This is a genomic window from Pedobacter immunditicola, assembly GCF_037482985.1.
GTDB lineage: Bacteria > Bacteroidota > Bacteroidia > Sphingobacteriales > Sphingobacteriaceae > Pedobacter > Pedobacter immunditicola.
This window is the reverse complement of the sequence record NZ_JBBHKC010000003.1, coordinates 88438-101343: the sequence shown is the minus strand read 5'-3', so window position 1 is coordinate 101343 and position 12906 is coordinate 88438. Positions and strand designations below refer to the sequence as shown.

Sequence of the window (12906 nt, the reverse complement as noted above, 5' to 3'; positions counted from 1 at the left end):
CATTGAATGAACATTATTTACAGGTAATAGTTTTTTCCGTCCGTCTTAATTTTCCCTGCATCCATCAACTCCCTGATCCGGTCTAATTTCTCACCTTCCGTACCGGTTTTAACAGCATTTACAAGATCCGTTAACACATAAGGAGCAGTTTGCAGCAAAGTGGCAATTTCAAAGTCAATCTTCTCTGCCAATTCATCCAGATCCTGGGCCCTTTTCTCCGCGAGGCAGCTATCACACACCCCACATTTAGCTGCCTGAGGCTCATCAAAATAAGCTAAAAGCTGGACACTTCGGCAAGAATCAGAAGAGGCATAGGCTAGAACCGCATTGATTTGATCTTCCTGTATCTTTTTACGCAACTCAATATATTTCACATCAATATCCATGTGCAGCTGATCTGCCCTTGGTAAAATAAACATCAGCTGGGGCTGATCCGTCTGCGGCAAATAAGAAATAATTTCCTGGTCCTGCAACCTGTTGAGCATAGCAACTACCGTATTGTAAGAAATCGCCAGTCGATGAGCAAGGTCAGCCTCCACAATCTTCACATATTGATCAAAAGCACCGCCATAAGACCGCAGGATGGCTTTAATCAGCGGGTCGAAACCCGCATTTTCAATCTGGAAACGGTACAAATCCTCATTATTTACCGTGACCAGTACCCTGGACTGCAGGAAGATATTTTCGGATAAAGTCAGGTAACCATCATGCTCTAAAAACTTCAAAGCAGCAATGGTTTTAAGCACCCCAAGGTTAAACTTCTTACAAAAATCAGCGAGGTCAAAAGGGAAACTCAGTCCCTGTCCTACACCATAAGCCAACTGGTAATAGCTGCCCAGGTAATGATAAGTCTTTTTAATTTCCTCCACCGAAGGAAAGTTATTGGTATACTTCTCTTGCAGGGAATGTCTGTCACTTTTATTGGCCAGCAATACCGCAAAGGCACGATTGCCATCACGGCCAGCCCTACCCGCTTCCTGGTAATAAGCCTCTAAACTTTCTGGCAGGTCTAAATGCACCACAAAACGCACATCAGGCTTGTCGATGCCCATCCCAAATGCATTCGTAGCCACGATGATCCGCGTTTTATTATTTTTCCAATCCTCCTGCTTTTTAGAGCGTTCATCCCGTGGCAAGCCGGCATGGTAAAAATCTGCGGAGATATTATTTCTTTGCAGGAAGAAGGCAACCTCTGCCGTTTCCCTCCTGTTTCTTACATACACCAGGCCACAACCATGGACATTACGGGTAATATCGATCAGTTTACGGTATTTATCCTCCAGGTCGAACACCACATAACACAGGTTTTTACGGGCAAAGCTTTTCACAAAAACTTTAGGTGCAGTCAGCTCCAGCTTATCGATGATATCTGCCCTTACAAACTGTGTAGCAGTAGCCGTTAAAGCAATAATAGGCACATCGGGATGGATTAACCGTAAATCCTTGATTTTCATATAAGGAGGCCTGAAATCATAGCCCCATTGCGAAATACAATGCGCTTCATCTACCGCGATCAGGTTCACTTTCATATAGGAAATGCGTTCCTTGACGATTTCGGATAATAGGCGTTCGGGAGAAAGGTATAAGAACTTGATTTTGCCGTAGATACAGTTGTCGAGAAGGATATCAATTTCTCTTTTTCCCATCCCGGCATAGATCGCTACGGCCTCAATCCCTTTGGCTTTCAGGTTTTCCACCTGGTCTTTCATGAGGGCAATTAAAGGCGAAATTACCAGGCAGATCCCCTCCTTTAAAAGAGCGGGTACCTGGAAACACAAGGATTTACCACCACCGGTAGGCAATAAGGCCATGGTGTCTTTATTTTCCAAAACAGCGTCAATAATATCCTCCTGTAATGGCCTGAAAGTATCAAATCCCCAGTATTGCTTTAATATATCTGCTTTATTCATAAAAGGTAGGTTCAAAACTATAAAAATGAACTGATATTATTAAATTGCAGGCTTCAACATTCATAGACATCATAACTCAATATGCGTAAATTTCTACTCATCGTCCTTATTTCAATCCTTTCACTTCCAGCTTTCTCCCAAGATAAGAAAGAAAATGCAAGATGGGATATTGAAAAATACAAAGGCCCTGTTAAAAACTTCAATATAAGTACAAATGAAGGCACCTGGATGAATCTTGACGTCAGTGCCGATGGACAAGAAATTGTTTTTGATTTGCTAGGTGATATCTATGTCATGCCCATTAGCGGAGGTACAGCAAGGCTTTTAACGGGCGGCCCGGCCTGGGAAATCCAGCCTCGGTTTAGTCCGAACGGGAAATACATTTCTTATACCAGCGATAAAAGCGGTGCAGATAACATCTGGATCATGAACCGTGACGGATCAAATAAAAGACAAATTTCCAAAGAAACCTTCAGGTTGTTAAATAATGCTACCTGGATGCCCAACAGTGACTACCTGATTGCACGGAAGCACTTCACAGGTACACGGTCTTTGGGAGCCGGAGAAATGTGGATGTATAACATATTCGGTGGCGACGGGGTGCAGCTGACCAAAAGAAAGAACGACCAGCAGGATGCCGGAGAGCCCAATGTATCGCCTGATGGCAAGAACCTGTATTTCAGTGAAGACATGAGTCCTGGGCCGAACTTCGAATACAGCAAAGACCCCAATGGCATGATCTACGCCATCCGCCAGCTCAACCTGAGCACAGGGAAACTAAGTAACCTGATTGCCGAGCAGGGCGGCGCAGCAAGACCACAGGTATCGCCAGATGGACAAATGGTGGCCTATGTAAAAAGAGTACGCTTAAAATCTGTGTTGTACATGCACAACCTGAAAACCGGAGAACAATGGCCGGTTTTTGACGACCTATCCCATGACCAACAGGAAACTTGGGCTATATTTGGTGTTTACCCCAATTTTGCCTGGACACCAGATTCAAAGAACCTGATTTTCTATGCTAAAGGAAAGATCAAAAAAATCGATCTCACCACATTGCAGGTTGCAGATATACCATTCCAGGTAACCAGCAACCAAACTGTGCAGGAGGCCTTGCAAATAACCAACCAGGTATACAGCGAAGAGTTCTCTGCGAAGATGATCAGGCAGCTGACCACGGCCCCGGATGGCAAATCAGTAATCTTTAATGCAGCAGGCTATTTATATAAAAAGGATCTCCCTAACGGAAAAGCCCTTCGGGTAACGAATGGCATCGACTTTGAATTTGAACCCAATATTAGTCCGGATGGTAAATATGTAGTTTACACCACCTGGAGCGATGAATTTAAAGGCGCCATTAAACGCACGGAGATCAGTTCTGGAAGTACCATTAGCCTTACTGATGAAAAAGGGTTTTACTACTCGCCTAGTTATTCTACTAAAGGCGATAAAATTGTGTACCGTAAAGGGAGCGGGAACATGGTACTGGGCCTTACTTACGGCAAAGGACCGGGTATTTACACCATCAATGCAAATGGAGGAGGTAAAACCCTCATTTCCGACAATGGCATAAAGCCACAATTTAGTGCCGACGACAGCCGCATTTATTTCCAAAGCAATGTTGGTAGCAAAAAAGCCTTCAAAAGTATCAGCATTAACGGTAACAACGAAAGAACACATTATACTTCTACCTATGCCAGCACCTTTGCCCCTAGTCCGGATGGCAAATGGATGGCGTTTACTGAACTATTCAACGTCTATATTACCCCGATGGTCACCATTGGAAATGAACTGGACCTCAGCTCTAAAAATACGGCTATCCCTGTAACCAAGGTTACCAAAGACGGTGGCAGCTATATTCACTGGAGTGCTGACAGCAAAAAACTGTTTTGGACTTTAGGGGAAGAGTATTTTAGTGAGAAGATGGAGAACGCATTCAAATTTGCTGCAGAAAACAGCGATGCAACGCTGCCAACTTATGCGCCGGTCAAGCAAGCCCCTAAGGAAGGTATCAGGATTGGCCTGAAATTAACGACCGACAGTCCTACCGGATTAATAGCCCTAAAGGGCGCCAGAATCATCACGATGAAAGGTGGCGATGTAATTGAAGAAGGGACTATCCTGGTAGAGAACAACAAAATATTGGAGGTAGGTAAAATGGATCAGGTGGTGATCCCTGCGAATGCGATGGTGGTTGATGTAACCGGAAAAACTATTATGCCGGGAATGATCGATGTACATGCACACTTAAGAACCAGTCCGGATGGCATTTCGCCGCAGCAGGACTGGTCGTACATGGCCAATCTTGCATTTGGTGTCACTACGGCACACGATCCGTCGAGCAATACAGAAATGGTATTCAGTCAAAGTGAGATGATTAAATCGGGAAGAATGATCGGCCCGCGTTTATATTCCACAGGTTCTATATTATACGGTGCCGATGGCGATTTCAAAGTGGATGTGAACAACCTGGAAGATGCGCTGTCAAGTTTACGCCGCTTAAAAGCAGTAGGTGCATTTTCGGTAAAATCATACAACCAGCCGCGCCGTGAACAGCGTCAGCAGATTCTGGAGGCAGCAAGGAGTTTAAAAATGGCGGTCTATCCTGAAGGTGGCTCTACCTTCGCCCACAACATGAACATGATTGCCGATGGCCATACTGGCATTGAGCACAGCATTCCTATTGCCCCGGTTTATAAGGATGTAACTAGTTTCTGGAATAACACCAAAGTTGCATACACCCCGACTTTAATTGTAAGCTACGGTGTGCAATGGGGTGAGAATTATTGGTACGACCGTACCAATGTTTGGGAAAACGAAAGGTTAATGGCTTTTACGCCAAGAGCCATCATTGACCAGCGTGCAAGAAGGAGAACGACTTCTGAATATGGAGATTATGGCCATATCGAAATTGCTAAGGCAACGAAGCAAATCGCAGATGGTGGCACCAAAGTAAACTTGGGTGCACACGGCCAGATACAAGGTTTGGGTGCACATTGGGAACTGTGGATGCTGGTGCAAGGGGGCATGAGCCCGCTGGAAGCCATCAGGTGTGCTACCGTTAATGGTGCTGCTTACCTGGGCATGGAGAAAGAGCTTGGTTCGCTCGAAAAGGGTAAACTGGCTGATCTTGTGGTCATGGACGATAATCCGTTGGAAGATATCAGGAATTCTGAAAACATCAAGTTTGTGATGATCAATGGCCGTTTATATGACAGCTTCACGATGAATGAGGCTGGCAGTAGGCCTCGGGTAAGGGGTAAGTTCTGGTTTGAGGCAAATAAAGGGATGAGCTATGCCATGCCGATGACTGATTCTGAAACCTGGACTTATACGGTTCCGCAGTGTGATTAAGATATCGACATACTGGCGCCCTGGTTAGCTTTCGACCGTCATCCCGGACTCCGTTCCGGGATCTGTTTAAAGGTTATTTAATTGATAAATGTAAAATGCCTCCCGGTTTTCGGGGGGCATTTTTTTGTTGGAGAAGACATTAGGGAATTGTGGTCAGCTCGAGTTGGATCTAGGGTGGATCTACCATGGATCTACGTTGTATCTACCTTTTCGTGTAAAAACGTAGAGACATGGTAGATGGAGGGTAGGCAAGATTAAGGTATGATAAGCCGGAAAACACTTTAAAAGCAATTCCTATAAATAGGTAAACAACACTGTGGCTTTACAATCTTTATCAGCTTTAGCTCTTACCCAATGTGCACTGAACCCTTTTGGAAACTCATATTCAACCGTTTTTCCTGCAGGAATGGTGAAAGTTTTATAAGTATGGAATCTGGAAAGATCAAAGTCAATTTCAAGCGTAATTTTCACATCCCGGTCTGCGCTCAAGGATACTTTTTTCTTGTCATATCCTGTCATTAAATAAGGTAAAGAAGGTGAATTTGCCTTCACTTTTGAGTTTTTCCAAACCCCGCCTTCACCCACAGGTTTACCCATTTGCCAAAGATCATCTATTGCACCGAACCATAAGCCATTGGCTGCATCACCAAAATATTGGCCATCGGGTTTTGCGTCAGTTTTAGTTCCACTAATCACAAGTAAACCTCTCCAGGTACAAAAGTCAACTATTTTTTTTCGATGGGTAGTCACCGGACGAATAGCCGCATATCCTGATTCCCTTCCAATCTCGTAAAAGGTACCATGAGCGTTCAGCATCAATCGTTCTGATTCTAGTTCCCGCCTTGCTCTTGGCCAGCCTGTTTCGAAAGGCTTGTCATACATTGCCGCTGTTTTTGGAAGACGGAAAGTTCCCGTTTTATCTTTAACGATAACAGAAGCATCATCAATTTCAAATTCAGCATCTTTGGCTATAAACTTTGAAATTTCTTCGGTTCTATCAACAGCTGGCTTAACAAAATTGATATTTTCATTTACTTCTGAATATTTTCCTATGGCATCCTTTTGAAGAGACAGGACTTGCAGGTTTTTATTGGAAGATGCAGGCCTTATCATGGAAGCATGTAGGCTCCCGGTATCATTGATGTCGGCAATGGCATCAAACATGTTGGCGTTCTTTTTTGCAGCCTGAGCAGAAAAATGAACAAAAGCCGTCACAATACCGTCTTTATTCGTTTTCAACCTCATCCAGCTGGCTTTGAAATCACTCGGAAATACAAAGTACTGATAACCATTACCCTTTACCTCAATGCTTTTATAGGTTTTCCAATTGTTATTGCCATCCCGATCATATTCAATTGTGAAAGATATCGGCCCTTTAGATTGGGACGACAAATGCAATACTTTCTCCTCAAATCCATTAAGTAGAAACGGATCAGAAGCAGTAGCTGCCTTTACAGTATCTTTCATCCACACTCCACCCCATGCATTAGCAGCGCCCCAATCTTTCAGCGCTTCAGGCTTACCAAACCAAAGATTAGATTGTGACCGCCCTGCATATGGATTTTCCAGAATGGTGGTTTCATCTGTAGCTAAAACCAGTTGCCCGTTCCAACTAGCAAAATCGGGAACATACCTCAAGTGCGTACTTATTGGCGATAAGCCCCCACTATTTGCGTGACTGAACGTTTTAGGAAAATCATAAAACATGCCGTGCATATCCATCAACATTTTGCCGTTGCCAATTTCGCGAATTCTTGGCCATTCCGTATACCATCCACCCCAGTGATCATAAGTACGGGTAGCTTTGGGCAATCGGTAGGTGAACCACTTGCCGTTATCTAATAACTTTAATATCACTGACCGTTTATCCCAACCAATGCTCCAGGCAGGGCTTTTGTCATCAGGGGCGCCATAAATACCCCCGGGACCTGTAACATCAGTAAACTGTCTACGGGATATAATTTCCCATGCTTTACCATCCCAACTCGCTAAAACACCGTTGTCTTCCGGATGCCGGGGCAGATCACCCGCTTCAAGTTTGTTTTTATCAATTTTAAAAACAGGGTGTTCACCATTGTTCGTAATAATCAACTTGTTCTGAGCGGTATAACCACCTTTACCATGCCATCCTGGAACTGGTTTATGAAACAATTTATTAACAGCGAGGGTGTTTACATTGGCTTCATAGAGCATTCCCTCCATGTCATAGAAGTAAACCTGGTTGGCGGGATCAGTCAAGTGCCTTGCTGTGGCCGTTAAACGTCCTGGCATTACAGATGGCGGTATGACGCGCACCTTGCCAATGCTGTCGATAAAGTAGGGCCCGGTGATCAGCTGATTGGATTCCTTGTGAATTAACCGGTTTGCAGGTGTTCCCCCAACACTCTCCGGATGAATGCTTAGGTTCAGCTGGTCATCTATACTGTAAAGTTTATCTGAACTGCCATTTATACAATGAGGCGAATAAGTAATCATCCAGAGTTTACCTGCCCAGGGAGTTATAGCTCCAATACCTCCTTCGCTACCATTTCCACCACAGGGAAGCCCGCCACCTTCATTAAATAATGTCAGGTGCGGATAGACGCCACTGATCTGTAGATGATGGTGTTTTTGCTGGGCTACTGCACCGGATGTCATCAAAGCTATACCAAAGGCAACAGCACTTAAAGAAGATGCAATTTTAATGTCTTTTAATAATCTCATGAATACGTGTTTAAAGTTTTAGTAGTTTGGATTTTGTGTAAGTGAGGGATTAACGATCCTCTCAATCGAAGGAATTGGCCATAGGTATTGCTTCGATTTATCAAAATTTCGCTGTGCAATAATTTTGACGTCTGCAGTGAAAGGCGAATAATCAGGGATGCCATCATCATCAATGGGTGTAACGCCGGGAAAAGGCCATTTACTGCGGTTCTGCGCAGCAGGATCTGGCAAACCAATAACCGGTCTAGTTAAGGCTTTCTCCGCCAGTCTCCATCGGATAAGATCCATGTAACGAAGTCCCTCCATCATGAATTCCACCCTTCTTTCCCTAATGATGATTTTCCTCAATTCGTTGGCATTCATGGTAGTCACTGCAGGATAAAGTGTAGTTTGTGCAACTGTAACCTGATAGGCCCTTGCCCTTACCTGGTTGATGGCATTTAAAACAGATTCATCAATTTCTCCCAATTCCATTTTTGCTTCTGCATAAGTGAGCAGAATTTCTGCAAAGCGAAAAATAATGGCATCATTGTCCTCCGCTAAACGGTCGACCCAGGATTGGTCAATACCCTTTTTAGCAAGGAAGCCGGTAAAGCTTGCGAATGCCGCTACGGCCCTGTTGTCCCTATTCGAAACCCGCCTGTTTTCTTTCGAACTCCATACGGTAAGACTATCAGGATGGGGCATATAACCATAACCTAACCATTGCGTACCAAATTCAACTATTGAAGCAGTTAAACGCGGATCACGATTTTTGAAGGGAACTCTCGGATCATACAGCGGCGATTCATCAATGGGTAAACCATCGGTACATTCGTAAGCATCAACCATAGAACGCGTAGGTATCTGGGCACCGAAACCTCCTGCATTTCTGGGAGCATGATCCTGTACATAGGCTGCGCCATTGAACACTTGTTGCGCCTGGTCTCTGGGCAAAGAAATGATAATTTCCTTACTGGTCTCCCCAGCCTTTAAAAATAATTGCGAATAATTGGGATGGAGTGAATAAACTGACGACCCCAAGTCAATAACTGCTTTAGCTGCGTCTCTTGCCACTGCCCACTTTTTGAGATATAAGGCTGTTCTTGCCTTAATGGCCAGGGCAGCACCCTTCGTTAATCTTTTAATATCAGATGCGCCATAAGAAATGGGAAGGTTCGCTGCTGCAAAATCAAGTTCCGTAAAAATGAAGTTAAGTACCTCATCTGCATTATTCCTGGTAACGCCACCCGCATCAATTAACGCTGTAGGCTGGGTAAGCAAGGGAACATCGCCAAAGTGCAAAACAAGACGTGAGTATTGATAAGCACGTATCAAACGCATTTCAGCCTCAAGCCTTGTCATCACACTAGCGGCGGTATTTGCCGCAGCCTTATCTTTGTTGACCAGAAAGCTATTTACCCTGGCTATAGCCTTATAACTATTGGTCCAAAGACTTAAAGCAGTACCATCATCGGCAGCCATGGTACCAAAAGTGACTGCGTTGCCCAGTTGAGCACGATGCCAAAAGTTATCAGTAAAAAATTCACTGTCATTACCCCAGAACTCAGGGCGATAAAGATCGTTGACAGCTAGTTCCAGTTCTGTCTGGTTAGAATAAAAATTGCCGGTAGAACTCTCAGATAATGGAGTGACATCCAATTTGTTACATGCCGTAAATATACTCGCAGTGAGCAACAGATATAATATTTTTTTCATGTTAAAACAGTTAATATGTTTTCTGGGATGGCTGACAATTAAAAGGTTAGGGAAACGCCAGCAATTAATGTGGTCACAATTGGATAAGATGAAGTTCCAACTTCGGGGTCCCAGTATTTCGGAAAATGACTGGAAGAAAAAACATCATTAGCGGAAGCATATAACCTGAGCGACTTTATACCAGCTTTGCTTATGTACTTCTGGTCTTTAAGTGAATAACCCAGTGTGATGTTCTTTAGCCGAAAATAGGAACCATTAATCAGGTAGAAGTCTGACATCTGGTAATTATTGGAAAGGGAAGTCCTGGAAAGTCTTGGATACCTTGCCTGAAGGTTTTGCCCTGGCGTATTAGTTGTACTCCAGAATTTACCAACGATCTCGAGAGGTACATTACCAAATGCTTCAGCAAAGGGTTGTACCAACTCATTGCTTAACCTGCTCAGTTTTTTACCTACACCTTGAAAAACAACCCCAAAATCAAAGCCTTTGTAATCCATCCTTATCGTGCCACCGTAATTGTAACGTGGCATGGACCCGCCTAAAAATACTTTATCACCTTCGGGGGTTATTTTGCCATCACCGTTGATGTCAACATACCTTACATCACCCGGTTTGGTAGTTGCATTAATTACAGCTGCTCCTACAATATCTTGTGCTGTCTGAAAAAGGCCATTAGCTTTGTAACCAAACCATTCGTTGTATTCTCCACCTTCAAGTACAGCCTGGTCACCTCTAAACTGCGTTCCTCTAAGGTCATCTATTTTGGTTTTTGTGTCCGACAAGTTCAATCCAACGGTGTAATTAAATCCACCAATTCTATCCTTCCAGCCTAACTCCAATTCCCAGCCCTTTGCACTAAGTATACCGGCGTTCTGGAACGGATTATCATAACCCAGGTAATTGGGTATATCCAGACGTAAAAGGATATCATCAGTCTTTTTATAAAAGTAATCTGCGGTTAAACTCAATCTGTTGTTTAGAAAAGCGGCATCCAGGCCCACATCAGAGGTCGTCGTCGTTTCCCAGGAAATGTCATCCACGGCATATTCCACTTGTCCGCCCCCGGTAAGTGGAACAACAACACCATTCTGGTAGAAAAGCGCATTGGTAAATGATATAGTTGCCTGGTATGGATAATTACCAATGCGCTCGTTTCCGGCTTTACCCCACGATCCTCTTAATTTCAAGAAGGACAATGCAGAAATATTTTTCATGAATGTTTCCTCTGAAATATTCCATCCTGCAGAAACCGAAGGAAACACCGCATTGCGGAACTCGCTCGCAAAGCGGGATGACTGGTCATACCGAATATTTCCCTGCAAATAATAGCGATTTTTATAGTTATACTGTAGTCGGCCAAACCATGACCTTAACGCAGATTCGGCCGCTGAACCTGAATTACCTCTGAACTCTAGCGAACCTGTATTCAGGTAAGGAAAATCAGTAAGGGCAAAGCCTTCTCTTGAAGCGCCAAGAGACTCGCTGTTTGTATAATTCTCTTCATAACCGGCAAGCACATCTACGGTGTGCGTTTCATTAAATACAGTTGCGTAGTTTGCCAGCAATTGCCCATTGATAAAAAAGCTCTCTGATCTTCCTTCGGCTAGTGATGTCCTCGCTTGATTTTGAGCTAATACACGGGTAGGATCTTCAAAATCAAAGTACTTGATCTGCTTTGAAAAGTTCTTAGTCTTATCCAGGTCGAATGTTGGTGATACCATTGCAGTGAAGGTCAGTCCGCTTACCGGTTTAAAATTAAGTGCAGCTCTACCTACGATTTGATTGTACCAGCTTTTATTAAATCCACCCTCATTGATCTGGGCTACCGGATTTCTTCCATCTTTACCTGAAGCATACCTTCCATCTGAATAATAAGCACCATAAATGCCCGGCAGTACCCTAGAAAGGTAGATGGGATTTTCACCCGCAGTAGCCTGAGACTGTGTACGTTTATAGGTAACATCTAAATTTGAGCTCAGCTTGTCATTAATTTTCAAATCATTGTTGACCCTGAAAAGATATCGCTCATAATTGAAATTATCATAAAAGGCTTCCGTGTCAGTGTAACCAAAGGAAGCTTTTGTTTTGACCTTATCAGTACCCATGGTAAAAACAAGGTCATGTCGTTGTCTGGGCGCGTATTCATTGGTCATGACCTCTTTTTGCCAGTCAGTATGATGAAAAGGTATTCTATTTGGATTTCGGCTTACACTGTCAGCATAACCCTCAATCCATGCATTGGAATAAGTACCAGAGGATGCTCCATCATTTATGACCTGCTCATTAAAAAAGCGCATATAGTCTTGTCCATTCGCATATTCAGGAAGGGCGGTAGGTTTCTGGAGACCATACTCAAAATTATATTCCAGGCTGCTCTGCCCTGCTTTGGCACGTTTGGTAGTCACCAATACTACGCCAGCTGCACCTCTTGAACCATAGATAGCAGCGGATGCAGCGTCTTTCAATACAGTAATTGTTTCAACATCGTTTGGATTTACGTTATCTATATTAGAATTGGGAACACCGTCTATCACAAACAGCGGTGCGTTAGTTCCAATGGTGGTAATTCCTCTGATGAGGATGGAGGAACCTGAGCCGGGAGCACCACTGCCCCTAGTTACAGATACCCCGGCAATTGAACCCTGTAATGCTTCAGAAATCTGCACCGTACGTCTTTCGCCTACATCTTTTGCTCCTATAGTTGATATGGCTCCGGTGAGGTCTTTTTTACGTTGAGAGCCATAACCTACCACAACGACCTCGTCAAGTTCATTGTCGTCTGCCAACAGCCCAATGAGGAGTGATTTCCCTGTAAGCTCAACGAATTGCTCCTGGTACCCTACGAAGGTTATTTGAATACTTTTCGTTTCGACAGGCACATTAAAGGTAAACTGCCCATCAGCGTTGGTACTTGTACCTGATTTGATGTCGGGGACGAGAATACTGACACCAGCCAACGCCTGTTTTGTGGTAGCGTCGATCACCTTTCCGCTAATATTTTTTGTTTGGGCCGTTACAACATAGTGCAAGCCTAAAAACAGCCCCAGTAGAAGTAGTTTTCTTTTCATTTATATTTGGTTTAGTTTTTAAAAAGGTTGTTCTTTACGCGAAACTCTCTTGAGGTTTATCGGTACTATCAGTAAATTTAATGGGAGTGAAAGGATAAAGGCTAACAAATCCTTGTTCAAAGTAGTAGCCATAATAATGAACAACCTAACCAATTATAATACAGGACTTTACA

5 protein-coding genes are annotated in these 12906 nt (G+C 43.7%); 1 reads left to right on the top strand and 4 read right to left on the bottom strand.

What is annotated here, in order from left to right:
• Positions 1-17 precede the first annotated feature (17 nt).
• Entirely contained in the window at positions 18-1910 is a 1893-nt protein-coding gene (locus WG905_RS05395) for a RecQ family ATP-dependent DNA helicase (protein ID WP_339590687.1), read from the bottom strand.
• Between the two features lie 81 nt (positions 1911-1991).
• Here WG905_RS05395 and WG905_RS05390 point away from each other — a divergent pair, with 81 nt between their 5' ends.
• The gene (locus WG905_RS05390) at positions 1992-5264 is read left to right on the top strand and encodes an amidohydrolase family protein (RefSeq protein WP_339590686.1); all 3273 of its coding nucleotides are present in this window, start codon (positions 1992-1994) and stop codon (positions 5262-5264) included.
• Positions 5265-5558: 294 nt separating this feature from the next.
• On the opposite strand, the gene WG905_RS05385 is transcribed toward WG905_RS05390, so the two are convergent.
• Genes WG905_RS05385 through WG905_RS05375 form a run of 3 tightly spaced genes read right to left on the bottom strand, consistent with a single transcriptional unit; the run spans position 5559 to position 12733 of the window.
• The gene (locus WG905_RS05385) at positions 5559-7967 is read right to left on the bottom strand and encodes a hypothetical protein (protein WP_339590685.1); all 2409 of its coding nucleotides are present in this window, start codon (positions 7965-7967) and stop codon (positions 5559-5561) included.
• 18 nt (positions 7968-7985) lie between these two features.
• Entirely contained in the window at positions 7986-9665 is a 1680-nt protein-coding gene (locus WG905_RS05380; RefSeq protein WP_339590684.1) for a RagB/SusD family nutrient uptake outer membrane protein, read from the bottom strand.
• Between the two features lie 38 nt (positions 9666-9703).
• Positions 9704-12733, bottom strand: a complete 3030-nt coding sequence (locus WG905_RS05375; protein ID WP_339590683.1) for a SusC/RagA family TonB-linked outer membrane protein — start codon at positions 12731-12733, stop codon at positions 9704-9706.
• Positions 12734-12906: the final 173 nt, after the last annotated feature.

Excerpts from the sequence above, each read along its gene's own strand:
- WG905_RS05395 (WP_339590687.1), bottom strand. The coding sequence starts at position 1,910 with ATGAATAAAGCAGATATATTAAAGCAATACTGGGGATTTGATACTTTC.
- WG905_RS05390 (WP_339590686.1), top strand. The coding sequence starts at position 1,992 with ATGCGTAAATTTCTACTCATCGTCCTTATTTCAATCCTTTCACTTCCA.
- WG905_RS05385 (WP_339590685.1), bottom strand. The coding sequence starts at position 7,967 with ATGAGATTATTAAAAGACATTAAAATTGCATCTTCTTTAAGTGCTGTT.
- WG905_RS05380 (WP_339590684.1), bottom strand. The coding sequence starts at position 9,665 with ATGAAAAAAATATTATATCTGTTGCTCACTGCGAGTATATTTACGGCA.
- WG905_RS05375 (WP_339590683.1), bottom strand. The coding sequence starts at position 12,733 with ATGAAAAGAAAACTACTTCTACTGGGGCTGTTTTTAGGCTTGCACTAT.